Origin of the sequence: Stenotrophomonas sp. FR024 (assembly GCF_047500745.2) — a bacterium.
In the GTDB taxonomy this organism is placed as follows: Bacteria; Pseudomonadota; Gammaproteobacteria; order Xanthomonadales; family Xanthomonadaceae; genus Stenotrophomonas; species Stenotrophomonas maltophilia_A.
In genome coordinates this window covers 86003-112362 of sequence record NZ_JAXAXM020000008.1, presented here as the reverse complement: position 1 = coordinate 112362, position 26360 = coordinate 86003, and the positions used below count along the sequence as shown (strand labels likewise).

Below are 26360 nucleotides of genomic sequence, written 5' to 3'. Positions count from 1 at the left end.
CAGTGCCCCGCCCTCCCACGGAATGCCGCTTCGGTTTTTGACGTTGCCGTTGATTGCAGCAGGTGCAGGGCTGCAAGCCCTGCCGAAACCCCTTACCCCGCCATCACCGCTTCAATCTCGTCGGCGCTGCGCGCCAGGCCTTCGGTCAGCACGCGATGCCCGTCATCGGTGATCAGCACGTCATCCTCGGTACGGATGCCGATACCGCGCCAGCGCGGTTCCACCGTCGTATCGTCCACGCCGATGTAGAGCCCCGGCTCGATGGTGAACGCCATGCCCGGCTCCAGCAGGCGCGAATCGCCGGCCAGGCGATAGTCACCCACGTCGTGCACGTCCATGCCGATCCAGTGCCCGGTCTTGTGCCGGTAGAAACGCTGGTACAGGCCCTCGGACAGGTTCTTTTCCAGCGTGCCCTTCAGCAGGCCCAGCCGCAGCAGGCCTTCGGTCAGGGTCTGCACCGCCGCCAGGTGACCCATCTCGTAGGCCACGCCCGGCTTGGCCTGGGCCAGTGCCGCGGCCTGCGCGTCACCGACCAGGTCGTGCAGCGCGCGCTGCTCGGCGCTGAAGCGGCCGTTCACCGGGAACGTGCGGGTGATGTCGCTGGCATAGCCGCGGTATTCGGCACCGGCGTCGATCAGCACCAGCTCACCATCGCGCGAACGTGCGTTGTTGTCGCGGTAATGCAGGATGCAGCCGTTGCGACCTGCACCGACGATGCTGCAATAGGCCGGCACCGCGTCGTTGGCGCGGAACACGCGTTCCAGCTCCGCCTGCAGTTCGTACTCGTGGATGCCTGCCTTGGCCGCCTTCATCGCTGCCAGATGCGCACGTACACTGATCTGCGCGGCGTGGTGCATCAGCGCCACTTCGGCGCCGGACTTGAACAGGCGCTGCTCATGCAGCAGGTGGCCCAGCTCCAGGAACTCATGCGGCGGCTGCGCGCCGTGGCGCACCTGCGAACGCACGCGGTTGACCCAGCCGATCAGCTTCAGGTCGAAATCGGCGTCGCGGCCGAAGTGGTAATAGACGCGCGAACGCCCTTCCAGCAGGCCCGGCAGGATGTCGTCCAGATCGTCGATCGGGTACGCATCGTCCATGCCGTACTGCGCCACCGCACCTTCCTGGCCGGCGCGGCTGCCGTCCCAGGCTTCGCGCTCGGCGTCGCGCTCACGGCAGAACAGGATGGCCTCACCGTGGCGTCGCCCCGGGATCAGCACCAGCACCGCCTCCGGTTCCGGGAAGCCGCTCAGGTACTGGAAGTCCGAATCCTGCCGGAACGGGTAATGGGTATCGAGGCTGCGCACCTTCTCGGCCGCGGCGGGGAGCACCAGGATCGCATCCTCGCCGGCCATGTCCATCAGCTGGCGGCGCCGACGCTTGTATTCGCCGGCCGCGATGCCGGTGCGCTGCTTGATGTCCATCAGTTCAGGCGCTGCCGATGGCGCGAGGCCAGCACCACGTCACCGTGCAGCAGCAGTACCGCCACGCGGATGAATTCCTCGATCTCGGACAGGGCTTCGTCATCGTCATCGCCACCGGCCTCGAAATCCTCGCTGGAGGCACGCGCCAGGCTGGCCATGTCGGTCAGCGCTTCTTCGCCCTCTTCGGACAGGGTCGGGCGGCGGCCGCCGCTGCCCAGGCCGAAGCCGCCCAGGAAGGAACGGGTCCAGCTGAACATGGCATCAGCCTGCGCGGACACGTCGTCGCCATCGGTCAGCAGCAGTTCGAAGGCGAAATCGCGGTCTTCCAGTTGCTTGATGGTGACCTGCAGCAGCTGCCCCAGCACGCTGTCGGCGGCCACCGGCGGCAGGTTGTCGTCGGCCAGCACACGCGCCGGCCAATCATTGCCGGGGGCACCACCGGCGGCCAGCCAGCCGCACAGTGCGCCGTGCAGCTCGGCAGCGGTGGCGCCCAGGCCCAGCTCCTGGCTGGCGCGGGTAACGTCGTCGACGGAGGGAAGTTCGGTCATCGTGCGGCTCGTTCGGAAAGGAAACCCGGGCGCGCACGCGCGCGCCCGTGAGACCCCGTAGTGTAGCAACCCGACGGCATCCTCTCTGCGACCGTCAGGCCTTGCTGCGACAACGCTTGACCGCCCTTACCCGGCTTGCCTATCGTGCCCGTATGGAACCCGCCGATCCCCTTGCCCAGCTGCAGGACTTCGCTGCCCGCGTGGAAGCGTTGCTTGAACGCAACCAGCGCCTGGCCGAGGAGAACCGCAGCCTGCGCCACCAGCAGGAACAGCTGGTGGCCGAGCGTTCCACGCTGCTGGCCAAGAACGAGCAGGCACGCTCGCGGGTGGAAGCAATGATCAGCCGGCTCAAATCCCTGGAGCAGCACACATGAGCGCCGAACCGGTCAGTGTCCGCATCCTCGATCGTGAATACACCGTGGGTGTCGGCGGCGATGAACGCGACAGCCTGATGGCGGCCGCGCGCCTGCTCGATGCGCGCATGCGCGAAATCCGCGGCAGCAACCGCATGGCCGCGGTCGACCGCGTCGCCGTGCTGGCGGCGTTGAACCTGGCCCATGAACTGCAACTGCTGCGCGACGAGAACGCCCGCCAGGCAGTCGCCCTGCAGCAGACGCTGGCCGACCTGAACCGGCGCCTGGACCGCGCGATCGACGGCACCCCGTAGAAGAGGGGACGGAGGGAATCAAGGCGCATTCGCCCCTTCCGTGCCGGAAACGTCTTAATCCCCTCCGTCCCCTTTTCTCATATCTGAATTGGCACGGACTGTTGCCGACGAACGGCCTATCCAGATCCTGCGTGCTGGCTATAATGGCCACGCGTTCTCTGCGGTACTCGACGGCATGTGCAAACATTCGCCTTGTCCCTTAAGAACGACACCGGGAGCGCGACAGCGCCGGGAGTGCAGGTCCGCCTTGTAGCGGGAAGCCCGATGGTTCTCCAGCGTTCCCACTTGAGCCCCCGGGTTCAAGGTCGTTTCGCATGCATCGACATTGCGGAGAATGCAATATTCCAGCAAGGGCGGCGTTTTCGGGCGTCGCCCTTGTTCTTTCCGGCACAATGACGGCTGATCCTTGCCGCACGCTGCCATGACCGACCCGCGCCAGGCCCTGCGCCACGACCTGCGGCAACGCCGCCGCGACCTTTCCGCCGCTGAGCGCATTGCCGCCGCCGAATCGCTTGCCGATGCCCTGCTGGCCCTGCCGTTCGCCCCGCGCGAAGGCGCCGTGGCCGGCTACTGGGCGCTGGATGGCGAAATCGCCCTGCACCGCTGGCAGTTGCAGCTACCCGACACACTGACCTACTGCCTGCCGGTACTGGCGGGTGACGTGCTGCGCTTCGCACCGTGGCGCCCCGGGCAGCCGCTGACCAGCAACCGCTATGGCATTCCCGAGCCGGACGTGGCGGTGGAAGACACCCTGGAACCGGCGCAGATGGCGCTGGTAGTGACCCCGCTGGTGGGTTTCGACACACAGTGCCGGCGGCTGGGCATGGGGGGCGGCTGGTATGATCGCAGCTTCGCCTTCCGCCACGACCGGCCGGCGCCGCCCTGGCTGGTCGGCGCTGCATTCGCGGTGCAGCAGGTCGAGTCCTTGCCGGTGGCGTCGTGGGACGTGCCGGTGGATGCGATCTGCACCGAAGACGGCACCCTGTTCCCCTCCGCTGCCCCCGTGAACGCATGACCGCCCGCAAGCACTACTGGCTGATGAAGTCCGAACCGGACGCCTTCTCCATCGATGACCTGGCCAAGGTCAAGGTCGAACCCTGGAACGGGGTGCGCAACTACCAGGCGCGCAATTTCATGCGCGATGGCATGCAGGTGGGCGACGGCATCCTGTTCTACCACTCCAATACCAAGGTGCCCGGCATCGTCGGCCTGGCCACGGTCGCCAGCCCGGCCTATCCGGACGACACCCAGTTCGACCCGAAATCCGACTACCACGACCCCAAGAGCACGCGCGAGAACCCGCGCTGGATGCTGGTGGACGTGGCCTTCGACCGCAAGCTCAAGCAGGTGATCGCGCTGGACGAGATCAAGCTGCACGCCGAAGAACTCGGCGAGGGCTTCCCGCTGGTTGCCAAGGGCAACCGCCTGTCGGTGTTCCCGGTGACCGCCGCGCAGTGGAAGCTGCTGCTGTCGCTGGAAAAGAAATCCTGATTCCCTGCCTGAGAGTTCTCCCATGTCCGAAGCCAAGCGCCTGGCCGCCGAGAAAGCCATCGAGTACGTAGAAGACGGCATGATCGTCGGTGTCGGCACCGGTTCCACCGTGGCCTATTTCATCGATGCCCTGGCCCGCATCCAGCACCGTATCAAGGGCGCCGTGTCCAGCTCCGAACAGAGCACCGCGCGCCTGAAGCAGCACGGCATCGAGGTGATCGAGCTGAACCACAGCGGCAACCTGTCGCTGTACGTGGACGGCGCCGATGAGTGCGATGCCAACAAGTGCCTGATCAAGGGCGGCGGCGCCGCACTGACCCGCGAGAAGATCATCGCCGAGGCCAGCGAGCGCTTCATCTGCATCGTCGACCCGAGCAAGCAGGTGCCGGTGCTGGGCAAGTTCCCGCTGCCGGTGGAAGTGATCCCGATGGCGCGCAGCCTGGTCGCCCGCCAGATCCGCGACATGACCGGCGGCCAGCCGACCTGGCGCGAAGGCGTGGTCACCGACAACGGCAACCAGATCCTGGACATCCACAACCTGCAGATCACCGATCCGGAAAAGCTGGAGCGCGAGCTCAACCAGCTGCCCGGCGTGGTCTGCGTCGGCCTGTTCGCGCGCCGTCGCGCCGATGTGGTGATCGTCGGTGGTGAGCCGCCGGTCGTGCTCTGACCCTTTCGAAGGATCCTGACGATGTCGCTGTTGCGTTCGCTGCTGATGCTTCCGCTGCTGGCCCTGGCCGGCTGCGCCACCGACGCGGCCCGCCATTGGGTCGAGCTGGACGGCGCCCGCTACCAGGTGGAGCTGGCCACCAACGATGAAACCCGCGCGCGCGGGCTGATGTTCCGCGACCAGATGGCGGCCGACCACGGCATGCTGTTCATCCACGACCGCGAGGAAATGCAGGCGTACTGGATGAAGAACACCAAGATCGCGCTGGACATCCTTTACTTCGACAGCCAGCGCAAGCTGGTCAGCCAGCAGCGCGACGTACCGCCGTGCTCGGCCGGCGACATGTGCCCGCCCTACCCCAGCGGTGGACCGGCGCGCTATGTGCTGGAGCTCAACGCCGGCCAGGCCGAGAAGCTGCAGTTGAAGGACGGCACCCAGCTGACCTTCGGCCCGGGCATCGAGTAGTAAACGATGCGGCCGGCCAGCGGCCGGCACCCGCCGAATCAACATCAAAGGCAAAAGCTGGGTTACCGAGGGATGGCGGGGCGGTGTGGACTTGCAGGACACGCCGTAAACCCGTCCCTGGGGGCTCGTAGGCGCCATCCATGGCGCCTGCGGTCCTGCAAGCCCACACCGCCCCACCTCTGCCAGTTGGCCGGCGGCTGTTGGTAGGTGTCGACCTTGGTCGACACGACATTTCCAAGACGATGTTCTTTTCACGCGGCACCGCTTGAAACCGCCTGCGAATGACGCCAGTCTGTGGTCATGCAGGACCGGATCTCACTCCCCGACTGGGATGCACTGGCCGACCTCGAAGACGAGGCGCTGCCACTGTTGCCGACCGCGCTGCTGATCGCGCGCGATGAATACCCCGATCTGCAGCCGTCCACCTACGACGCGCTGATCCAGAGCCATGTCGACCACCTCCGTTCGGAAGTGGACAGCATCGACAACAGCCCATTGAAGATGGCAGCGATCAATCGCCATCTGTTCGACGAGCTGGGCTACAGCGGCGACCACGACGAGTACTACGACCCGCGCAACAGCTACCTCAACCAGGTATTCGAGCGCCGCCTGGGCAACCCGATCTCGCTGGCGCTGGTGCAGATGGAAGTCGCGCGCCGGCTGGGCATTCCGCTCGACGGCGTGTCCTTCCCCGGCCATTTCCTGGTGCGCCTGCCGGTGGACGACGGCGTGCTGGTGATGGATCCTTTCAATGGCGGCCGCCCGCTGGACGTGGACGAACTGCGCGAGCGGGCCAAGTCACACCTGGGCGGGCAGATGCCCGACGACCAGGTGCTGGCGCAGATCCTCGACCCGGCCCCTGCGCGCGCGATCCTGATGCGGATGCTGCGCAACCTGCACGGTGTGTATGCCGAAGCGGGCGAATGGGACCGTGCCGCACGCAGTGCCGACCGCCTGCTGAAGCTGGCCCCGGAGCAGGACGACGCGCTGCGTGACCGTGGCCTGGCCTACCTGCAGCTGGAGTATCTGGCCGGTGCCCGCCACGACCTGGGGCAGTATCTGAAGCGCAACCCGGAAGCCAGCGATGCGCAGTGGCTGCGCGAGAAGCTGATCGACCTCGGCGGGCCGGTGCCGCGGCTGCATTGAGGTTGTCCGGTGTGCGGACCAACGGTCCGCACCCACAGAAGGGCCTGCAGGCCCCGCCATCAATCGACCTCGACCATCTCGAAATCGGCCTTGGTCACCCCGCAATCCGGGCAGGTCCAGGTCTCGGGAATGTCTTCCCAGCGCGTCCCCGGCGCGATGCCCTCTTCCGGCAAGCCTTCCGCTTCGCTGTAAAGGAAGCCGCAGACCACGCACATCCAGGTACGCAAGGTGGTGGGGGTGGCATCGCTCATCGGATAATCAAGGCTGGATTCACGGGCCGCCATTGTCCCATCGCGGTCCACTCACCGGTAGCCATCGATGACTTCTGCTTCCCCGGCGCCCCGCGGCGTCTACCTGATCACCCCGGACGAGCCGGATACCGCGCGCCTGCTGGCCCGTACCGCGCCGCTGCTGGCCGCCGGCGCCACCTGGCTGCAGTACCGCAACAAGACCGCCAGCGACTCGCTGCGGCGCGAGCAGGCCTTCGCCCTGCAGGCGCTGTGCGCGGAACACGGCGTGCCGCTGATCGTCAACGACGACCCGGCGCTGGCCAAGGCGGTCGGCGCCGCCGGCGTGCATCTGGGCGGCACCGACGGTGACATCCCCAGCGCGCGCGCGCTGCTTGGTGCCGAGGCCATCATCGGCGCCTCCTGCTACGACCAGCTGGCCAATGCCGAGCAGGCCGTTGCCGCCGGCGCCAGCTACGTGGCCTTCGGCGCGTTCTTCCCGACCACCACCAAGGTCACCAACAGCCGCGCCCATACCGACCTGCTGCGGCAAAGCGCCGCACTGGGCGTGCCGCGGGTGGCGATCGGCGGCCTGACGCCGGACAATGTCGGTCCCATCATCGACGCCGGCGCCGATCTGGTCGCCGTGGTCAGCAGCGTGTTCGCCGCCGAAGACCCGGTTGCGGTCCAGCGCGCCTACCTCGCCCAGTTCGCGTAACGCCCAGGAAAGCCCCATGAACCACGACCAGTCCCACGCCCTGTTCTCCCGCGCCCAGCAGTTGCTGCCGGGCGGCGTCAATTCGCCGGTGCGCGCGTTCAAATCGGTCGGCGGCGAACCGTTCTTCGTCGAGCGCGCCGATGGCGCCTACCTGTACGACGTCGATGGAAACCGCTACATCGACTATGTCGGTTCCTGGGGCCCGATGATCGTCGGCCACAACCACACGGCGGTGCGCCAGGCGGTGAAGAAGGCGATCGACAATGGCCTGTCCTTCGGCGCGCCCTGCGCGGCCGAAGTGACCATGGCCGAGACCATCACCCGACTGGTGCCGTCGTGCGAGATGGTGCGCATGGTCAACTCCGGCACTGAAGCCACGCTGTCGGCGATCCGGCTGGCGCGCGGCGCCACCGGCCGCAACCGCATCGTCAAGTTCGAAGGCTGCTACCACGGCCATGGCGACTCGTTCCTGGTCAAGGCCGGCAGCGGCATGCTGACGCTGGGCGTGCCGACCTCGCCGGGCGTGCCGGCCGGCCTGAGCGAACTGACCCTGACCCTGCCCTACAACGACTTCGAAGCGGCTACTGCCCTGTTCGAACAGCAGGGCGACGACATCGCCGGCCTGATCATCGAACCGGTGGTCGGCAACGCCAACTGCATTCCGCCACGTGAAGGCTACCTGCAGCACCTGCGCGACCTGTGCACGAAGCATGGCGCGCTGCTGATCTTCGACGAAGTGATGACCGGTTTCCGCGTTGCCCTTGGCGGTGCACAGGCGCACTACGGCATCACCCCGGACCTGACCACCTTCGGCAAGATCATCGGCGGCGGCATGCCGGTGGGTGCCTACGGCGGCCGCCGCGAGCTGATGCAGCAGATCGCCCCGGCCGGCCCGATCTACCAGGCCGGCACGCTGAGCGGCAACCCGGTGGCGATGGCCGCCGGCCTGGCGATGCTGGAACTGATCCAGCAGCCGGGCTTCCACGCCGACCTGGCCGAGCGCACCGCGCGCCTGTGTGCCGGCCTGGAAGCGGCCGCCGCCGACGCCGGCGTGGCGGTGACCACCACCCACGTGGGCGCCATGTTCGGCCTGTTCTTCACCAGCGAGAAGGTGGAGACCTATGCGCAGGCCACCGCCTGTGACATCCCGGCGTTCAACCGCTTCTTCCACGCGATGCTGGACCAGGGCGTGTTCCTGGCACCGTCGGCGTACGAGGCCGGCTTCCTGTCCAGTGCGCACGACGATGCCGTGATCGAGGCCACGCTGGCCGCCGCACGCGTGGCGTTCAAGGCCGCCAAGGGCTGAGCCCGCTCTGCACGAAAAAGGGGACGGAGGGGATTAAGTCGTTTGTGCACAAACGACTTAATCCCCTCCGTCCCCTTTTTTTCCTGGTAGAGCCACGCCATGCGTGGCTGCTCAACCGAAGACGAACTTGCCCTTCATCATCGCGAAGTGGCCGGGGAACGAGCAGAAGAAGGTGTAATCCCCACCCTTCTGCAGGCCCTGGGTAGAGAAGCGCACGCGCGTGGTCTCGCCACCGCCGATCACCTTGGTGTGCGCCAGCACGCGCTTGTCGGCCTTCGGCAGGTAGCTGTCGGCCAGGGTCATGCGCATGCCGGCCATCGCCACCGGCTGGTAATCCGCGCTGCGGGTCAGCACCCAGTTATGGCCCATCGCGGTAGCGGCCAGCTTGCCGGTGTGGCGCAGGGTCAGATCCACGGCGGTGCAATCACCGGCCACCTTGATCTCGCGGCTGCTGAAGCTCATCTGGTCGGTGCTGTCGATGCTCACCGCACACACCCGCGCCATCGCCGACGGCGCCAGCATCAGCGCGCCCAGTCCCACTGCCACCATCCAAGCCTTCATTGTTGCATCTCCTGCGGATTCAAGCGCCATTCTAGGCAGGCCCCTGCGGCCGCGTCTGCGACCGTCTGTCGCATGCCAACTCCAGGGTTTCCCGCGCACTCACTGCAGTGGCATGCTCGGCCAATGCGGATCGACCTGTTGCTGCTCGATGTGGATGGCGTGCTGGTGCAGTACCAGCGCGCGCAGCGCGTGCTGTACCTTGCGCAGGCGCTGGATGTCGTGCCGGAAACCGTGCAGGCCGCGCTGTACGACAGCGGGCTGGAAGCGGCACATGACAATGGCACGCTGGATGGCCCGGCCTATCTGGCGCAGCTGGGAGAGCTTCTAGGCACGACGGTCGATGTGACTGCTTGGACCGCGGCGCGGCGGGCCGCCAGCCATCCGCAGGCTGCCGTGTTGCAGCGGCTGCAGGCCCTGCAGTTGCCGATGGCAGTGCTGACCAACAACGGCGCGCTGATGCAACAGGCCTTGCCCACCCTGCTGCCGGAACTGTTCCCTGCCCTGCAGGACCGCGTGTTCTGCAGCGCCGATTTCGGCCTGCGCAAACCGGCGCCGGAAGTCTTCCTGCGCACGCTTGAGGTACTCGGCGTGGCACCTGCGCGCACGCTGTTCGTCGATGACCTGTTCGCCAATGTGCGCGGCGCACGCGCCGCCGGCCTGCACGCGGAAACCGTGCGTGATGGCCGTGGGCTGGGCAAGGTGTTGAAGCGTTACGCGGTGAGCTGATCGGGGTCAGAGCCCTCTCCGCAGGAGAGGGATCCGACCCCAGCGCCGCGGCGTCAGCGCGCGGCGATGAACGCAGCAATCGCTGCGCGCAGGCGCTTCAGGCCTTCGGCCACTTCTTCGTCAGTGATGTTCAGCGACGGCACGAAGCGCAGCACGTCCGGGCCGGCCTGCAGGGTCAGCAGGCCCTGCTCGGCGGCGTGGTCGAGGATCGCACCGGCCTGGCCGGCGAAGTCCTTGCTCAGCACCGCGCCCAGCATCAGGCCACGGCCACGCACGTCGCTGAACACACCGAACTCGTCGTTGATGCGGGCGAAGCCATCGCGCAGCGCCTTCGACTGGCGGCTGACGTTGGCGGCGATCTCCGCCGAGGCCAACTTGCGCAGCGCCACGCGCGCGACTGCGGCCGCCAGCGGGTTGCCACCGAAGGTGGTGCCGTGCGCGCCGAACTGCATGGTCTCAGCCACCTTCGGGCCGGCCAGCATCGCGCCGATCGGGAAGCCACCGCCGAGCGCCTTGGCCAGGGTGACCATGTCCGGTACCACATCGTCCTGCCAGTGCGCGAACAGCGTGCCGGTGCGGCCCATGCCGGCCTGGATTTCATCCAGCACCAGCAGTGCGTTGTGCTGGTCGCACAGTTCGCGCACGCGCTTGAGGAAACCGGACTTGGCCGGCATCACGCCGCCCTCGCCCTGGATCGGCTCCAGCATCACTGCGGCCACGTCGCCGGCGGCCATCGCGGTTTCCAGCTGCACCTCATCGTTGAAATCGATGTAGCGGAAGCCACCGGGCAGCGGCTCGTAGCCTTCCTGGTACTTCGGCTGAGCGGTGGCGGTCACCGCGCCCATGGTGCGGCCGTGGAAGCTGCCGCGGAAGGTGATGATGACGCGCTTGTCGGCCGGGCGGCCCTGGCTGGAGGCCCACTTGCGGACCATCTTGATCGCCACTTCGTTGGCTTCGGCGCCGGAATTGCACAGGAACACGCGCTCGGCGAAGCGGCTGGCCTTCACCAGCTCCTCGGCCAGGTGCAACGGCGGCGCGCTGTAGAACACGTTGCTGGTGTGCCAGAGCTTGCCGGCCTGCTCGACCAGCGCGGCGACCAGGTCCGGGTCGTTGTGGCCCAGGCCACACACGGCGATGCCGGCGGCCAGGTCGATGAACTCACGGCCCTGGCTGTCCCACACGCGGGCGCCCTGGCCGCGCTCCAGTACCACCTGGCGGGGCTTGTAGACCGGCAGGTAATAGTGCGAAAGGGAGATCAGCGGATCGGTAGCGGCGGTCATGGCAGTCGGCAGGGTTCAGGAATCCCCATTCTCGCGCCGGAACCCCTGCGGCACAATGCGCCCATGCGACCGTTTTCCGCCCCCCAGCTGAACCCCGCCACCGAGACCGGCTGGCGCCGTCGGTGGTTCGACATCATCTACCGCCACGACACCCGGCCTTCGCGCAATTTCGACCTGATCCTGGTGGTGGCGATCATCGCCAGCATCCTGGTGGTGATGATCGACAGCGTGCAGCACCTGCATGCCGAATGGTCCACCGGCCTGTACATCCTGGAATGGGGCTTCACGATCATCTTCACCGCCGAGTACCTGCTGCGGCTGGCGGTGGTCAAGCGCCCGCTGCGCTACGCGGTGAGCATCTGGGGCATCATCGACCTGCTGTCGATCCTGCCCGCCTACCTGTCGATGTTCATCCCCGGCGCGCAGAGCCTGCTGGTGGTGCGCGCGCTGCGCATCCTGCGTGTGTTCCGCATCCTCAAGCTGACCCGCTACATCGAGGAAAGCGGCGTATTGATGACGTCACTGTGGCGCAGCCGGCGCAAGGTGCTGGTGTTCCTGTTCACGGTGATCACCATCACCATCATCGCCGGTGCTCTGATGTACGTGATCGAGGGCCCCGAACACGGCTTCACCAACATCCCGGCCAGCATGTACTGGGCGGTGGTGACCATGGCCACGGTCGGTTTCGGCGACATCGTGCCGCAGACCGTGCTTGGCCGCTTCGTCACCTCGGTGCTGATCCTGATCGGCTACAGCATCATCGCCGTGCCCACCGGCATCTATACCGCCGAACTGGCCAGCACCATGCGTGAAGCCGAGCAGGCCGCGCGCCGCGATGCGCGCGGCTGCCCGGACTGTGGGCTGGAAGGCCATGAACCGGATGCACTGCACTGCCGCAAGTGCGGCGGCAAGCTGCCGGATGCGTTCAACCATTGAGGCACATGCCGGCCAGCGGCCGGCACTACCTCTCGGCGGTTACGCATGGATGCGTGTGCCGTTGCTCACCGCATGCGGTTGCTGGTGGTCACCAGATCATTGTATGCGGCGAGGATCGTTGACTGCGCTCCTTCCGGGTCGGTGGTGAGCCAACTGCCCGACGCCTTCCGCTCTGCCGCCAGTGCTTCGGCGGTGATCGGCTTGTGCTGCTCCAGGCGCTCGACGCCACGTCCCGCAGTACGCACCAGCTTGTCCGCCGAACGCTGCACGTGGCCCCACATCGGGTCGTCCTTGCCGACGCCGCCGTTCTGGATTTCCGTCACCAGTGCCTGATAGTCAGCCAGCTGCACGCGCAGCGCCGCAACATCCGGTGCGTCGTCCTGGAACGCCGTGGCCAGTAGCTTGCCGTCGCCCAGCAGGCGAAGGTGATAGTAGGCCAGCGAGCGCCCTTCGCTCTCCTCGATCTGCTTCAGTTGCGCGGCACGGCGATCGTTCTCGTTTTTTTCCAGCGCCACATCCATCGCTTCGCTGGCCTTGAAGAAATCAGCATAGGCCTGCATCAGCGGGGCATGCTGGCTGCGCATCCCTTCACCGCCATCACGACGATAATCCTCGCGGGTGAAGTATCCATCGGTGCGCTCGACCAGGGTGTTCAATGCCTGGAAGGCCTGCTGATAGTCACGCGCGGGGCCATCCATCGGCAAGGCCGGGGTCTTCGCCAGCGCGTCGGTCAGTGGCTGGCCGCAGTACTCGACGCGGTGCGACAGCACCTTCCCGGGCGAACGCGGTTGCGCTTCATTGCCGGTCGGGCCGGCTTCAGGGTCCTTCATCCAGCTGGTGTAGGTCTGGAAACCCTCGTGAATGGGTTGTTCAACGCCGTTGTAGCACTCGATGTAGGCGTTCACCTTCTCCAGGCTGGGGTCGGCCAGCGACAACCCTGCCGGTTTGTTGCAGCCGCTCAGGCCAGCCACAGCGCCGATCAGCAGCAGCGGCGCGATACGCAGACAGGAAGTCGTCATGGTCTCTCGCATGGGTGCTGGCGCGCCGGTCACTGGCGGTTGCTCTGGAAAACGAGCGTGTTGTATTCCTGCATGAGCTTGCTGGCAGAGCCACGCGGCGCCATCGACGGCGAATCAAGCATGCGTCGTTCGAAATCGGTGTAAGGCTTTTTCTCGCTGACGCGCTGCAGCCGCTCCTTGCCTTCGCGCCGGAAATTCTCGGCCCCACGCTCGAAGCCTTCCCAGTCCGACTTGCCCGGTTCCTGGTCGGCAACCTTGGCGTGCGCTTCATCGGAAATGCGGTTGAAGGCATCCAGGCGTTCGCGGGCCTTGGCCTGATCGAAATCATCCTCGCTCATCAGATCCATGATGGCCTTGGCTTCCAGCATCATCGCCAGACGGTAGTACTCGCGCGTGCGCCCCTCGGCCTGTTCCAGCGCCTTGAGCTGCTCGCGCTGGGCAGCGTCGTTCTGGCGCTCCAGCTCGGCATTGAACGTTTCGCTGGCAGCCACGAAATCCTTGAAGGCGGCCATCAAGGGCGCGTGCAGCTGCTTGCCCTTGGCGAACTGGTCGTCTTCGTAGTCCTGGCGATCGTAGTAGTCATGCGCGTCCTTGCTGACCGGCACCAGTGCCTTCAGCGCCTGCTGGTAGTGACCTGCAGCCGCATCGAGTTCGGCCAGCGCCGGCTTGGCAGCAATCGCCTCGGTCACCGGAGCGTCGCACTGCTTCATGTCGTAGTCGCTGATCTCGAACGGGCCGTACACGTGCGTCTCGCGTCCGGTCGGGCCAGCGTCGACATCCTTGATCCAGCGCGTGTAGGACTGGATGCTGCCGTGGGTTTTCGAATCCAGCGCGTTGAAGCAGCCGATGTAGGCGTTGAGCTTGGCGGTCAACTGCTGCTGTGTATCGGACGGGGCCGTGCTGGCGTCCAGCGTGCCGGAGGCAGCGGCGGCGCCCGCAGCTGCGGGTGCCTTGCCACCGCAGGCGGTCAGGATCAACGACAGCGAAGCGGCCAGCGCCGCCACGGAAAGAGTGCGTGACATGTGCTCACATCCTTGTTGAAAACGATTACAGCCACGCATTCTAGCGCAGCAGGCCGAGGGTCGCAGCCCTCGGCCTCTTCCAGCGACGCGCGGTCAATCCAGGAACAGATCCGGCAACAACGGCCGCGACGGATCCACCGCGTATCCGGAAAGATCGGTGATACCGGCCTGTGCCAGCACTTCATCGTCGATCAGGAACTGGCCGTGGAAGCCGGCCGCTTCACGCACCAGCACCGCATGTGCGGCATCGGCCATGATCTGCGGCGTGCGGCAGCCAGCCGCATCCACGCCCGGAATCATGTTGATCGCATCGGTGGCGATCACCGTGCGCGGCCACAGCGCATTCACCGCCACGCCCTGCGGACCGAATTCGGCGGCCAGGCCCAGGGTGACGAAGCTCATGCCCATCTTCGCCAGCGTGTAGCCGGTGTGCGGTGCCCACCACTTCGGCGCCAGGCTCGGCGGCGGCGCCAGGGTGAGGATGTGCGGGTTCGGCGCCTGCAGCAGGTACGGCAGGCAGGCCTGCGCACACAGGAAGCTGCCACGCGAATTGACCTGCTGCATCAGGTCGAAGCGCTTCATCGGCGTATCCAGCGTGCCGCGCAACCAGATCGCGCTGGCGTTGTTGATCAGGATGTCGATGCCACCGAAGGTATCGACCGTGGCCGCCACCGCCGCCTGCACCTGCTCTTCCTCGCGGATGTCGCACTTCAGGGCCAGGCCCTGGCCACCGGCTGCCGTTACCGCTTCGGCCGCGCTATGGATCGTGCCCGGCAGCTTCGGATTCGGCACCGACGACTTGGCCGCGATGGCCACGTTGGCGCCGTCGCGCGCAGCGCGCAGTGCGATGGCCAGGCCGATGCCACGCGAGGCACCGGTGATGAAAAGGGTTTTGCCCTGCAGACTGCCCACGTTCCACACTCCAGCGTATGCAATGAGCCGCTAGTATGCCGCGCCGACGCGGAGTTCACCCGCCCTTGACGATACTTGGGCCTCCAGACAACGCACGAGGTCCACGCCATGCGCCGTTCCCGCCTGTTGCTGCCTGCCCTGGGGCTTGTCCTGCTGACCGCCTGCCAGGGCCGTTCGCCGGAACCCGGAAAGGAGCCGCCCGCCGGTGACGCGCCCAGCGCGGAGAAGGCCGCCGCCGACGGCAAGATGCGCTGGAGCGAGGCGGTGGTCTGGGATGGCGATCTCAACGCCTGCCGCCAGGGTGAGAACGCCGCGACCCGCGATTGTCTGCGCGATGCGATGCGCGCGGGTGGCGCCAGCGCCGATGCCATCACCGCCGCCGAGCAGTTGTCCAGCGGCGGCGAGCTGGCCTATGTGACCGCCTGGCACGAGAACGAAGGACTGGGCATTGCCACGGTCGAGTATCCGTTCCGCGCCAACACCAATGAAGGCACCCGCCTGGTCGATGCCAGCGGCAAGCGCATCGATGTGGATGCCGTGCAGTTGGACGACACCCTGCGTGCCGACCCCACTGTGCAGGAGCTGCTGAAGGCCAACCCGCAAGCCACGCCGTTCGCACCGGCGCAGTCGGCCGGCGCTTCGCCATTGGATAACGGCGGCATCCGCCTGCTGTACCGCACGCCGCTGCGCGACTGCCACGCCTGCCCGGACGTGGGGCAGCTGCAGATCGCCTATGACTTCGATGCCAAGCGCAACTTCATTGGCCAGCAGGTGGTGCCGGCGACGCCGTAAGGCGTTGAGCGTCGCGATGCTGTGGTGGGCGGGGCCTGCCCCGCGCCCAACACCCAGCGGACCGTGGATATTGGCTTTCCCCTGACCAAAAGCCGAACGACGACCAGAGCGGCAGTACCTCATATTTCGCGACGGAGAGAATCAAAGGGATCGTCGATAGAATGATTCAGTCGCCAACCGGCTTTCAATTACCGATCTAACATAGGTAGCCCGCGCCTTGCCGGACTGTGAGTACTCGGCAAAAATCGCCATTGCCTCGGACCTCATCTCGGCACCACCGGTGGCCGTAAATACGAAAAATGAGGGCTCAAGATAACCAACAGTCTCTCGCATGAATCGCCTGCACTCATCAAGCGGAAAATCTATGGCGTAATCCGCCCAATCGATGTAGCGCCTCCAGAAAGCAGAAACCCCCCATTTCCCGCGTTTCTCATCAACAAAGAGCTTCAACTCAGAGAGCATATTGGCGCATGCATCTACAGTTTCGTCATCCAAATCCAGGAAAGCGACGCGACCGGGATCAACCGCCTGCCAACAAAAAACCATAAAGTCTGCAACAAAGTCCTCTTCACAACCTTCGAAGAAATTGCTCTTATACCAAGCAATAGTTTTAGCCACATCAGCCAATTCATCAGAATCAATCATCATCTCACCTTTCCGGCGACATTAACGCCTGCATTGACTATCTCACCGTTCCGCACATGAACCCAAACCTGCGCCCCTCCTCTCATCGTCTGAGTGTACGTACTGACGCCAGCCGAGGCTGCATCTTGCGTCATTAGCCGCGCGGCAACGGCATCCACCCTTAGGTTCGCTGGGTTTGCGCTAACACGCTGAAAAAGGCCAACAAATCTCATCTGTGAAGCAAGTGTGCCGGGGTTTACATGTCCCGTGGCGCTTCTAAATACATGCCCTGTTCGTACCGCAAAGTTGAATCGAGCAAGCATTGGAATTGCAACAGGAGCAGAAGCCAGCCCTCCACCACCTCGCGAGTACATTGCAGGTATCGCGATATCATGAAAGAGGGCGCCGATATCAAAGATGTTTCCATTCTTTGTCAGATCTCCCGACAAGCCAAGACGCGATTTCATCTCCTGCCAGCTGGAATTTGATTCTCCTCCAGATACTGAGCCCGGATATGAACCTGAGGATGGCGCCCTCGGAATCGGCGATTCAGATGATGTAGGCCCAGTGGCCGTCGTATTCCCACCTGTACTCTTACATGTACCATCGCTATTCGTGATTCTAGACCCAGTACAGCGACCATCTGGATCAAAGAAAGTATAGGGATTCAACGCCGAATACATGTATCGGTTAAACAGCGCCCCGTTGTTCAAGCCCACGTCGACCGGATCTGTCGATAGGAATATCCCGATCAACGGATCATAGTACCGCTGCTGCATATACGTCAGCCCCGTCGCCGAGTCCGACACATGCCCTGTGAACCCCGGCAGGTCTCCCTTCGCGTCACCTACGACCGCACCATAGGGCTCGTACACAGTGCGCTCGATGATCGCGCCGCTCGCGTCGGAAATGGCAACCGGGGAGCCCAGCGCATCGGTATGCACGTACTGGATGATTTCCTGCGCAGCGACTTGTCCGCTCAGGATCAGGCCAAGCCACATAAAACACGAAGCAAATATCTTCATTCCATTGCGCCTCATCACCGCGGCACCCCGCCGCCGTCTTCATCCAGATCGCCCAGGTCGTAGATGGGCTGTGCGTACGGCGGGTCAGACCACGCAGAACATCCACTCGCGTTGCAGGCCCGCACGACATGCGAAGGCGCGCAATAGGCCGATGAGGAGACGTTGGACGACACTTCGGTCGCGGGACCGTCGTACTGCTTCATACCGCCAGGCACTTGCAACTGATAGCTGGCTGCGCCCGCGCTGGCGGTCCATGTAACCTCACAACGCTGTTGTCGCAGACGCTTGAGTCGCCACGTGGTCTGCAGCGAGTGGGTAATCTTCGGGGTCGCTGGCGGCGGTGTGGAGTTGATGCTGGCAACCGCAGAGTACCCGCTGCAACCCGAGACATTGCAGGCCTTGACCCTGTAGCCGTAAACCCCATAGCCAAGACCGCTGCGATTCGACTGTGTCGATCCATCGTTCTGGACCAGTGACCAAGCGCCACTGTTGATACGCTCTTCAAGCATGTAGTTGATTGCCATGGAAACAGCACTCCAACTCACCACGGCAGTACCTGATGCCGTCGCTGCTGGCGCGCTGATCACGGGAGAGGCCGGCGGTCGGATTACAGAAACGACAGCAGAAGCCGAGTAGACGCCCCAGCCAGCATCGTTGCCCGCGCGAACCCGATATCCATAGTTTCCGGTCCCCTTGCCACTGAACCCCTGGCTTGTACTGCTGACCGAAGCCACGGCTTTCCATGCGCCGCCATTGACGTTCTCCTCAAGCGAATAGCGGGCTGCGCCTGCAACGCTGCCCCATGAAATCGTGTAGCTGCCATTGAGGCTTTGTGCCGGAACAGTGATTGATGTAGCCGCAGCGGGTGGATAGATCACCGTGGTCGAAGCGATGGCTGATTCAGGACCGCATCCAGCCGGATTGCAGCCATAGATGCGGTAACCATAACTGCCGGCCGCCTTACCTGAAACTGCACGGCTACGTACAGCGCTTTCCTGCACACTCTGCCAAGCCCCCGAACCGACACGCTCCTGCAAGCGATAGGTGGCGGCGCCAGCCACCTCCGTCCAACTCACCACATAGCTCCCGTTGAAGGCGGTTGCCGGCACCGAGGCCACGGCCTTTCCCGTGGGAGCACGCTGCACCACCACGCTGGCCGTAGCAGACCAACCACTGCAACTGTTCTGCTGACAGGCCCTAACGGCGTAGCCAAAGGTCCCCTCTGCCTTCGCCGATACATTCCAACTGCGGTCAGCACCGGTGTAGGCAGTAGCCCAAGCCCCCGAACCGCTCTGTTCACGCAGCTCATAGCGCGTAGCATAGGATACCGCCGTCCATTGCAATGCATAGGCACCATTGCTGCTGAAGACGGGTGCGGTCAGCACCGGTGTAGTCGGCGCCACAATCTGGATAGCCTGAGCAATCAAGCTGCCGTTGAGGTGAATGTACTCGGTGTTGCGGCCTTCCCTGGCATTCTCCTGGCGACGCAACACGCCATCGTTGCCATACAACGAACGGATGTTCGAGTTTTCGCCAGCCCCCGTGGATAGAATGCGTCGACCGTGAGCGTCGTAGCGATATCGCTCGGCACTGGCCACGGTTCGCAGACGATTGCCGAAGTCGAAGCTGTAGGCTACGCCGCTACGATTGGACAGATTGCCTTGCACGTCGTAGCTCAGGCCAAGTGTGGTTGCACCACCACTATTCTGTACATTGGTCAATCGATTCTTGGCGTCATACCAGTAGACATGGTCCTTGACGCCAGCCAACTTGGCCGAGCGCAGATTATCCACAGCATCGTAGGTGTAGCGATAGACGCCGTCGCCCCCGAACGACGGCGACGTAGCCTGGATCAATCGGTCCAGGCCATCGTATGCCATGGTCCGGGTCCGCTTGGCGTCCAGATTGTCGACAATACGAGCGACATTGCCGTTCGCGTCGTACTCGTATGTGCTATCGAGGGCTCCCTTGCTGTCGGTGACGCGGGTGGGAAGCTGCCGCTGGTTCTGAGCCATCGTGTGGACGATGCCATTGCCATAGGTGAACTGCTTCATGCCGCCATTGGGATAGTAGGTGACGCTGGATGCAAAGCTACCCGCCTTGGTGGGCTGGCCAAATGCGTTGGGCGCATAGTCAACGAAGCGACCGCTCGGATAGGTAAGTGCGGACAAGGCACCATTGGTGTCGTAGGCATACCCGAGCGCCTGTATGCCAAGCGTGCTGTCACTGGATGTTTCCGCCGTCAACAGACCACGCTTGTTATACGTAAAGGTGTTGATCGACTGAGTGGCCCCACCATCGTTGACGGTGGTCACGGTCGCGGGCCTTCCGTCCTTGGTATAGATCCAGCTCTGGTTGCCATTCTTGTCAGGGAAACCCAACGTCGACAGCCGATTGCGAGCATCATACCCACGCACGACCTTACGCGCCGCCACGCTCGCCGCCCCGGAATCGCAAGCAGTGGCACTGGGTAGATCCAGGCCTGCCGCACTCCACGCGAGATTGCCTGCTGCGTCATAACCCATGACGGTCGCACCGGTTTCCGGCTCTATGCTCTTGCAAAGCTGCTGATTACCGTCATACACGTAGCTACGGACAATCTTGGTGCTGCTGTCCTGGCTGCGGCGCGCGATCGAGCGCGGCTTGCCGAAGATGTCGCGCCCGATCTCGGTAAAGGTGCCCGCAGGGTGGGTGATCGATACCGGCGCCTCTGTCGAGGGTGCACCGAAGGCCTGGAATGTGGTCACCGTGGCGTTGCCCTTCGGGTCAACCACCTTCAAACCACCACCGTTCAGATAGCTGGTCAGGGAGGTCAAAATCCCTGTCTCACCGTCGACCGAAACCGAGGTTTGCCGCCCCAGCGCATCGTAGCCCGTCCAGGTACCCGTGCTCAGTGACGCGGATCCACCAACGTGCGAAGCGAACACCTGCCTTCCCGCTTCGTCATAGGCGAACCGCTGATAGCGCTGGGTGGTGCTACGGGCGGAATCGTCATATTCCTCCGTCAGCAGCGGTCGCCAGAAGGCATCGAAGAAGACACTGCGGCGGGAATTCCCGGTCGCAACGACCTGTCTCCAGTGACCTGCCGCAATACCGTACTCATCACCATTGATGGGAGCAAACTGCTGCGTCGTACGCGCCCAGGCAACGCTATCACCTGCTGGCCAATCAATGGCTGCGACGCGCCCCATTGCATCGTAGCTGTACTGGGTAGCCGCACCATTTTCATCGGTGATGCTGGCGACCCAGCCGTTATCGTCCACCACCGCCGACTGCGTAGCGCCGTCGGCAAACTGGATCTGCTGTGGCGTGCCGCGCTTCCAGCCGGAAAGCGTGGTGCGGTTGCCGCGACCATCGGCAACCGTGGCAATAGTTCCGTCCGCGTTGTAGGTCAGTATCTGCTTCAGAGCCCCATAGGAGCGCACTTCGGCCGGCCGCATCAGACCATCAAACGCCGTTTGTTCAACCACCACGCCAGTGTTTTCGTTGGTGATCTTCGCCGTCGCCCCCAGTATCCACCTGTTGCGGTCGTCCGCGTACTGGGTCGCGTCGGTCCTGTTTCCCAAAGGACTGGAACTGTTGACACGCAACGGGCGAGCCAGGTCGTCGAAGGACAATATGCTGGTCTGATAGTTGACGCCGTCCTGCTGAATGGCTTCGGCCACCACTGGACGCACCTGGGCTGTACTGGGCTCGTCACCGCTGTAGATGATTCCATACAGCGGAACAAACGGTTGACTCTTGGCTTCATCGCTCGACATGTAAACCGACGTCGATGTTCTGAGCGTTTTTCCGGTCGCATCAACTACGCTACTGCCCAGCAGGCGGCCCTCATTGAGGGCGTACTGCGAGCCATAGCGATAGAGCGTGCGGGTTCCGTCAGGATTAACTACAGAAACCTGCTTTTCCTGCTTGCAGTTCGTGCACGGATAGATTGCCGGCCCTCCGGCCCCACCCCAGAGCGCCTCGAATCCATCCCCATAGCCATATTGCCACTGGAGGGTTTTCGACAGCCCTGGCCCCCAGATCTTCTTCGAATAAAGCGAGACAACATCGAAGAAGTAGGGCATAGCGACTTCGTAGTAGTACTGCGAGTTGGAGATTCGCCGGACACACTCGCTTGCGTGCAGACCGCTTCGGTACTGGCGCCCATTGGAGAAGCTGAACTCCCCTGTCGCACCAGATGGATGCTGGATGGTCATGATCAGCCGGCCATCGCGCGGCGGCGGCTGTTCGAGGCAATCGGGTCGGCTGTTGCCATCCCATGCGATATCATCGAACGCCTTCAACGCACTCGAATACGAGTAGCGCCATGCACTTCCATCCGGCAGCGCGACATGATTGAGGCGGTTCTGCCCTTCAACCTGCCCATAGGCATAAGTCCACGTGCGCCACGCTGCCGTCACAGAGGCCAACAGCGAGCCATTATAGGAAAGTGATATCTCGCGCCCATCGCTGGACCAGATACGTACAGGATGCCCATTGCCGTTGTACTGGTACTGCACCCAGTTACCGGAACGATCCTCCACGCGGCTTGCCATCAGATACATCCGCATGCGTGCGATCTGGCTGCGGTCACCCAGACCGCCGGATTTCACCAGCGTCCCGCCGTAACGACTGAACGCAGTATCGAAGAAATAGCTCACCCCTGCAGTGGTCTTGACCCGGTATCCTTCACCAGCCAGACCTGACTTCATCGGTATGCAATCGATCGCGTCCCGTTGCGACGTGGTCCATTTCCTGGCAATGCCATCACTCGGCACTGGCTGATTCTGCCAGATTCCCAGCATCGTCCGATCGCCGCCCTCAGGCACGTGCACGACGTTTCCTTGCCAGACTTCGTTGAGACGGAAGGTAATGGGACCGCGCGGGACCATATTTACACTGCAGCGATCATTGGCCCATGAGTTGGCTCCCGGCAGCATCGCCACAATGTAGGGAACGTCCACCTCCCAACCGCCGACTCCCTCGATGTTGGCGTTGAAGCTTCCAGCCCCCACCAGATCCATCTCGACGCTGAAGCGACGCCGCATCTGCACAGGCAGTGCGTTGTTGCCGGGCAGGCTGACATCGGTCACGGCAAATTCGGTCTTGCCGTTGTAGAGGCTGACACTCTCACCAAAGAGATCGTCCTTCAGCGCGGTCAGATTCTGTGCGGACTCGATGAGCTTGCGATACTCCTGATACGGCTGGACCGCCGAGACCGTTCCCGCACCCACACACAGCACCAGTACCGCAACTGCGCGGTACTGCCAAGTAGAAAATCGACTCACAGCATTCCCCTCGCGTCCGCATGCGAACCCGCGCCAGGGCGGCGCGACGACGCTTCCATGCGACTCTCTCGCTCTCGATTCTAGGTGAGTACCACGAGCAGATGAAAGATGTTTTCAGCGCCAATTATCTGGCGTCTGTGCGCAATCATTGAATTGCGAACAGCATCCACGCATGGCGTGGATCTACCGGTACGCCTGCACCTGCTTTTTCAACAGATGCGGCACGATCAACCGATGCACCGGGGCGACCGGCAGCATGTACACACGCCCGAACGCGTTGTGCGTATGCACCACGGTCGCCACTTCCAGCACATCGCCCTGCCACTGCAGCGCCAGCTGCACACGCAGGTGGCGGTCGTCGTCTTCCAGCACGATGGCATCGTCGTCCAGCGACTGCAGGGTGAAGATGCCCAGCCGCTGGCCTGGTTGAGGATCCTCAACATCCTGCACCGCACGCAACGAGCCCAGGTGCTTCATGCCGAGCAGGCGCATGCCGCGATTGCGCAGTGCCATCAGCCCATCGAACCAGCCGGGAATGGTCGCCGCCATATCGCGATAGGCCTGCAGGGCCGAGCGCCCATCGCGACGGGTCGTCGCCTGGCAGGCGTGCACGAAGTCGGCACCGGGCAACTGCGCACGCAGCACGCTGCAGGCAGTTGGCGGCCTGCTCACGACGGACGCACTGCTCACGGCTTCGGCCCCTGCCCTTCGTTGTCTTCCCAATGCAGGATGCGGCGGGTCACGAAGCGATAGACCGGCTTGCCGGTAGCGAACCACAGTTCGCGCACCCACGAGGTGCGCTTGAGCACGCGCTTCTCCACCGGGGTGAGCGACTCGCGGCAATACATGCGCTTGTGCTTGAGCAGGTGGCGCAGGTCCTCGCGGGCCAGCAGCCGCATCCAGCGCGAGCGCGGGTTGCCTATCACCGCCAGCTGGAAGTCGATCAGCGCTGGACGACCGTCTTCGGTGACCAGCCAGTTGGCTTCCTTGGCCAGATCGTTGTGGGCCACGCCATTGCGGTGCAGCTGCTGCAGCAGCCGACGCGCCGAGCGGAACCAGGCCAGGTCACCGCGTGGTGGACGCTGGTACATGGCATCGCCGGCCATGAAGCTGCGGTCGAGGTGACGGCCATCCCACGCCAGCAGCTGCGGCACATCGGCCATGCCGTGGATGTGCTGCAACGCGCGTGCTTCGCGGCGGGCCAGCCACCAGGCCGGCAGCCGCAGCCACAGCGGCGTGGCGCCCAGATCACGGCGCACGAAGGGGCCATCGGGCCCTTTCACAAGAAGGATCTGGCCGAAGCTGTCGGCCTTCAAAGCATGCGATGGAGCGTCTGGCGTATGCGGCATGGGGCCATTCTAGGCGAAGGCGCCGGTTGCAAACGGTCACGAAGCGGCTGGGAACCAGTCACCTTCACGCCCCTATAATCGGGCAATGGACTCTTCATGGATCGACGCCACGCTCGCGTGGATTGCCGCTCACCCCGTGCTGGCGGGTGCCGTTATCTTCCTCATCGCCTTCTGCGATGCGGTGATCATTCTTGGCGCCATCGTGCCGGCGCTGCCGCTGCTGTTCGCGGTGGGCGTGTTCATCGGCCTGGGCCAGATCTCCGGGCCGTACGCGGTGGCGGCTGCAGCCCTGGGCGCATTTGCCGGCGACGGTATCAGTTACTGGATCGGCCGACGCTGGGGCGACCGCCTGCGCGGCATCTGGCCGTTCAGCCGCTACCCGCAGCTGCTCGACCGCGGCGAGAACCTGTTCCGCCGCAACGCCTTCAAGAGCATCCTGATCGCACGCTACGTGGGCGCGATCCGCCCGTTCGTGCCGGCCATCGCCGGCATGATGAAGATGCCGGCCAGCCGCTACGTGCAGGCCAGCGGCATCGCCAGCATCTCCTGGGCCGTGCTGTTCCTGGCGCCGGGCTGGATTCTTGGCGAGGCGTATGACGCCGTGGCCGCCGTGGCCGGACGACTGGTGGTGGTGGTCGGCCTGCTGGCGGTGATCCTCGGCCTGGTCTGGGCCATCGTTCTGTACGGCTATCGCTGGTCGGCCGCGCGCATGGACAACTGGCTGGCGCGCCTGCTGGACTGGTCCAACCGTCACCCGACGCTGGGCCGCTACACCGTTGGCGTGCTGGACCCGAAGCGGCGTGAGTCCGTGCCGCTGGCAATGCTGGCGTTGATGCTGCTGGTACTGGGCTGGGGCTGGTTCGCGCTGCTGACTGTGGTGGTCGCCCATGGCGAACCGTTGGCGATCGACCTGCTGGTGCACCAGGCCATGCTGGCGCTGCGCAATCCGCTGGCCGACTACCCGATGGCCGCGCTGGCATCGCTGGGCGCCTGGCAGGTACTGCTGCCGGCCACCGCGGCGGCGATGGGCTATCTGATCTGGCGCCGGCGCTGGATGGCCGCCGCGCACTGGCTGGCCGCGCTTGCCTTCGGCCTGGCCCTGACCATGCTGCTCGGCGCCACCGTGGATGTGGTGCGCCCGGTCGATGCCAGCAGCGGCTTTGGCTTCCCGTCGGTGTCGGTGACCATGGCCACCATCACCTTCGGTTTCTTCGCGGTGCTGATCGCCCGCGAGATGCCCGGTCGCACCCGCGTCTGGCCGTACCTGGTGTCGGGCATCGTGGTCAGCCTGATCGGCTTCTCGCGCCTGTACCTGGGCGCGCATTGGCTGAGCGATGTGATCGGCGGCATGCTGTTCGGCACGTTCTGGCTGCTGGTGCTGGGCATCGCCTATCGCCGCCGCTTCAACCGCTCGTTCTGGGTGAAGCCGGTGGCCTGGCTGTTCTACGGCGTCTTCGCCGTGGCGGCGATGTGGTACGCACCGCGCCACATTCCGGTGAAGCTGGAGCGGTTCGAGCCGACCCTGCCGGCACCGCAGGCGATGGATGCGCAAGCCTGGTGGCAGCACGACTGGGCCACGCTGCCGGCGCGCCGCAACGAGTTCGACGACGACCAGCGCTGGCCGCTGGACGTGCAGGTGGCGGGCCCGCTGGCGCCGCTGCAGGCGCAGCTGGAAGCCCGCGGCTGGAAGCGGCAAGAGCAGGCCGGCTGGCAGCAGGCGCTGCTGATGCTGGACAAGAACACCGGTGCCGACGAGCTGCCGGTGTTGCCGGCCACGCTGGATACCCGCGTGGAAGCACTGCTGATGGTGCGCCAGGGTGCGAAGCCGGATGAGCGCTATGTGCTGCGCCTGTGGCCGGCACCCGCGCAGCTGCAGCCGGGCAACACGCCGCTGTGGCTGGGCAGTGCACAGACTCTGCGTTACGAGCGCCACTTCGAATGGATCGGCATGTGGCACCCGCTGCGTGGTGTCGACCCGGCGTTGAACGCGGTGAAGGACGCCGTGCAGGACCTGCCGCAGCGCGAAGACGTGCACAGCGAAACCGGGCTGCCGGTGCTGCGGTTGAAGACCATGCCGTGATGGCGCCGCCGGGCACGGCCCGGCGCTACCGCCCGCTCTGGTAGATGCCAACCTTGGTTGGCTCTTCGGGAAAAGGCCGCCAACCAAGGTTGGCATCTACCG

The 26360-nt window shown here is 64.5% G+C and carries 26 protein-coding genes and 1 other RNA gene; 14 read left to right on the top strand and 13 right to left on the bottom strand.

Annotation, left to right across the window (positions count from 1 at the left end; all coding sequences use genetic code 11):
• Positions 1-92: 92 nt before the first annotated feature.
• Both ACMZ91_RS11105 and ACMZ91_RS11100 read right to left on the bottom strand, forming a co-directional pair.
• On the bottom strand, positions 93-1415 hold the full coding sequence (locus ACMZ91_RS11105; RefSeq protein WP_100437673.1) for an aminopeptidase P N-terminal domain-containing protein: 1323 nt from the start codon (positions 1413-1415) through the stop codon (positions 93-95).
• Positions 1416-1420: 5 nt separating this feature from the next.
• Positions 1421-1969, bottom strand: coding sequence for a YecA/YgfB family protein (locus ACMZ91_RS11100; protein WP_032128368.1), 549 nt, complete (start codon positions 1967-1969; stop codon positions 1421-1423).
• Positions 1970-2121: 152 nt separating this feature from the next.
• Here ACMZ91_RS11100 and ACMZ91_RS11095 point away from each other — a divergent pair, with 152 nt between their 5' ends.
• The 8 genes from ACMZ91_RS11095 to ACMZ91_RS11060 all read left to right on the top strand — a co-directional run bounded on the left by ACMZ91_RS11095 (position 2122) and on the right by ACMZ91_RS11060 (position 6408).
• On the top strand, positions 2122-2343 hold the full coding sequence (locus tag ACMZ91_RS11095) for a TIGR02449 family protein (RefSeq protein WP_005410898.1): 222 nt from the start codon (positions 2122-2124) through the stop codon (positions 2341-2343).
• Entirely contained in the window at positions 2340-2636 is a 297-nt protein-coding gene (locus ACMZ91_RS11090; RefSeq protein WP_005410899.1) for a cell division protein ZapA, read from the top strand. The genes ACMZ91_RS11095 and ACMZ91_RS11090 overlap by 4 nt, the downstream gene beginning before the upstream one ends.
• Positions 2637-2788: 152 nt before the next feature.
• Positions 2789-2974, top strand: a non-coding RNA gene (gene ssrS, locus ACMZ91_RS11085) — 6S RNA.
• A gap of 83 nt (positions 2975-3057) precedes the next feature.
• Positions 3058-3651: a 5-formyltetrahydrofolate cyclo-ligase gene (locus ACMZ91_RS11080; RefSeq protein WP_107431543.1), complete on the top strand. Its 594-nt coding sequence runs from the start codon at positions 3058-3060 to the stop codon at positions 3649-3651.
• Positions 3648-4127: an EVE domain-containing protein gene (locus ACMZ91_RS11075; RefSeq protein ID WP_414576928.1), complete on the top strand. Its 480-nt coding sequence runs from the start codon at positions 3648-3650 to the stop codon at positions 4125-4127. Before ACMZ91_RS11080 ends, ACMZ91_RS11075 begins: the two co-directional genes overlap by 4 nt.
• A gap of 22 nt (positions 4128-4149) precedes the next feature.
• The gene (gene rpiA, locus ACMZ91_RS11070; protein WP_006389802.1) at positions 4150-4797 is read left to right on the top strand and encodes a ribose-5-phosphate isomerase RpiA; all 648 of its coding nucleotides are present in this window, start codon (positions 4150-4152) and stop codon (positions 4795-4797) included.
• 21 nt (positions 4798-4818) lie between these two features.
• The gene (locus ACMZ91_RS11065; protein ID WP_414576930.1) at positions 4819-5262 is read left to right on the top strand and encodes a DUF192 domain-containing protein; all 444 of its coding nucleotides are present in this window, start codon (positions 4819-4821) and stop codon (positions 5260-5262) included.
• Positions 5263-5562: 300 nt separating this feature from the next.
• A complete protein-coding gene (locus ACMZ91_RS11060; protein ID WP_010484022.1) occupies positions 5563-6408 on the top strand; it encodes a SirB1 family protein in 846 nt (281 codons plus the stop codon).
• Between the two features lie 59 nt (positions 6409-6467).
• Here the strand turns inward: ACMZ91_RS11060 and ACMZ91_RS11055 are convergent, their stop codons facing one another.
• Positions 6468-6692 carry a rubredoxin gene (locus tag ACMZ91_RS11055; RefSeq protein ID WP_080291769.1) on the bottom strand — a complete coding sequence of 75 codons (225 nt, stop codon included), beginning with the start codon at positions 6690-6692 and terminating at the stop codon, positions 6468-6470.
• 34 nt (positions 6693-6726) lie between these two features.
• Between ACMZ91_RS11055 and thiE the strand changes: the two genes are divergently transcribed.
• On the top strand, positions 6727-7353 hold the full coding sequence (gene thiE / locus ACMZ91_RS11050; RefSeq protein WP_414576933.1) for a thiamine phosphate synthase: 627 nt from the start codon (positions 6727-6729) through the stop codon (positions 7351-7353).
• A gap of 16 nt (positions 7354-7369) precedes the next feature.
• The gene (gene hemL, locus ACMZ91_RS11045; RefSeq protein WP_414576935.1) at positions 7370-8659 is read left to right on the top strand and encodes a glutamate-1-semialdehyde 2,1-aminomutase; all 1290 of its coding nucleotides are present in this window, start codon (positions 7370-7372) and stop codon (positions 8657-8659) included.
• 111 nt (positions 8660-8770) lie between these two features.
• On the opposite strand, the gene azu is transcribed toward hemL, so the two are convergent.
• Positions 8771-9220, bottom strand: coding sequence for an azurin (azu, locus tag ACMZ91_RS11040; RefSeq protein ID WP_414576937.1), 450 nt, complete (start codon positions 9218-9220; stop codon positions 8771-8773).
• Between the two features lie 123 nt (positions 9221-9343).
• Between azu and ACMZ91_RS11035 the strand changes: the two genes are divergently transcribed.
• Positions 9344-9946: an HAD-IA family hydrolase gene (locus ACMZ91_RS11035; RefSeq protein ID WP_293795510.1), complete on the top strand. Its 603-nt coding sequence runs from the start codon at positions 9344-9346 to the stop codon at positions 9944-9946.
• A 53-nt stretch (positions 9947-9999) separates the two neighbouring features.
• Here ACMZ91_RS11035 and ACMZ91_RS11030 read toward each other — a convergent pair whose 3' ends face one another.
• Positions 10000-11226, bottom strand: coding sequence for an acetylornithine transaminase (locus ACMZ91_RS11030; RefSeq protein ID WP_006467246.1), 1227 nt, complete (start codon positions 11224-11226; stop codon positions 10000-10002).
• 63 nt (positions 11227-11289) lie between these two features.
• Here ACMZ91_RS11030 and ACMZ91_RS11025 point away from each other — a divergent pair, with 63 nt between their 5' ends.
• Positions 11290-12162 (top strand): ion transporter, encoded by an 873-nt coding sequence (locus ACMZ91_RS11025; protein ID WP_032128376.1) that lies wholly within the window; start codon positions 11290-11292, stop codon positions 12160-12162.
• A gap of 65 nt (positions 12163-12227) precedes the next feature.
• Here ACMZ91_RS11025 and ACMZ91_RS11020 read toward each other — a convergent pair whose 3' ends face one another.
• From ACMZ91_RS11020 to ACMZ91_RS11010, 3 genes are all read right to left on the bottom strand, one after another.
• Positions 12228-13193 (bottom strand): YiiG family protein, encoded by a 966-nt coding sequence (locus tag ACMZ91_RS11020; protein WP_277778974.1) that lies wholly within the window; start codon positions 13191-13193, stop codon positions 12228-12230.
• Positions 13194-13210: 17 nt separating this feature from the next.
• Positions 13211-14203, bottom strand: a complete 993-nt coding sequence (locus tag ACMZ91_RS11015; RefSeq protein WP_414576940.1) for a YiiG family protein — start codon at positions 14201-14203, stop codon at positions 13211-13213.
• A 93-nt stretch (positions 14204-14296) separates the two neighbouring features.
• Positions 14297-15115 carry an SDR family oxidoreductase gene (locus ACMZ91_RS11010; RefSeq protein WP_134951480.1) on the bottom strand — a complete coding sequence of 273 codons (819 nt, stop codon included), beginning with the start codon at positions 15113-15115 and terminating at the stop codon, positions 14297-14299.
• Between the two features lie 108 nt (positions 15116-15223).
• Between ACMZ91_RS11010 and ACMZ91_RS11005 the strand changes: the two genes are divergently transcribed.
• Positions 15224-15907: a hypothetical protein gene (locus ACMZ91_RS11005; protein ID WP_032128378.1), complete on the top strand. Its 684-nt coding sequence runs from the start codon at positions 15224-15226 to the stop codon at positions 15905-15907.
• 141 nt (positions 15908-16048) lie between these two features.
• On the opposite strand, the gene ACMZ91_RS11000 is transcribed toward ACMZ91_RS11005, so the two are convergent.
• The 5 genes from ACMZ91_RS11000 to ACMZ91_RS10980 all read right to left on the bottom strand — a co-directional run bounded on the left by ACMZ91_RS11000 (position 16049) and on the right by ACMZ91_RS10980 (position 24178).
• Positions 16049-16555, bottom strand: a complete 507-nt coding sequence (locus ACMZ91_RS11000; protein ID WP_336685645.1) for a hypothetical protein — start codon at positions 16553-16555, stop codon at positions 16049-16051.
• Complete coding sequence (locus tag ACMZ91_RS10995; RefSeq protein WP_414576943.1) at positions 16552-17556, bottom strand: RHS repeat domain-containing protein; 1005 nt, start codon at positions 17554-17556, stop codon at positions 16552-16554. Before ACMZ91_RS10995 ends, ACMZ91_RS11000 begins: the two co-directional genes overlap by 4 nt.
• Before the next feature lie 14 nt (positions 17557-17570).
• Positions 17571-22829 (bottom strand): RHS repeat protein, encoded by a 5259-nt coding sequence (locus ACMZ91_RS10990; RefSeq protein WP_414576945.1) that lies wholly within the window; start codon positions 22827-22829, stop codon positions 17571-17573.
• A 183-nt stretch (positions 22830-23012) separates the two neighbouring features.
• Positions 23013-23501 (bottom strand): DUF2867 domain-containing protein, encoded by a 489-nt coding sequence (locus ACMZ91_RS10985; RefSeq protein ID WP_414576947.1) that lies wholly within the window; start codon positions 23499-23501, stop codon positions 23013-23015.
• Between the two features lie 14 nt (positions 23502-23515).
• Positions 23516-24178, bottom strand: a complete 663-nt coding sequence (locus ACMZ91_RS10980) for a serine/threonine-protein kinase (protein WP_071228174.1) — start codon at positions 24176-24178, stop codon at positions 23516-23518.
• A gap of 85 nt (positions 24179-24263) precedes the next feature.
• On the opposite strand from ACMZ91_RS10980, the gene ACMZ91_RS10975 reads away from it, so the two are divergent.
• Complete coding sequence (locus tag ACMZ91_RS10975) at positions 24264-26258, top strand: bifunctional DedA family/phosphatase PAP2 family protein (RefSeq protein ID WP_134951654.1); 1995 nt, start codon at positions 24264-24266, stop codon at positions 26256-26258.
• Positions 26259-26360 lie beyond the last annotated feature (102 nt).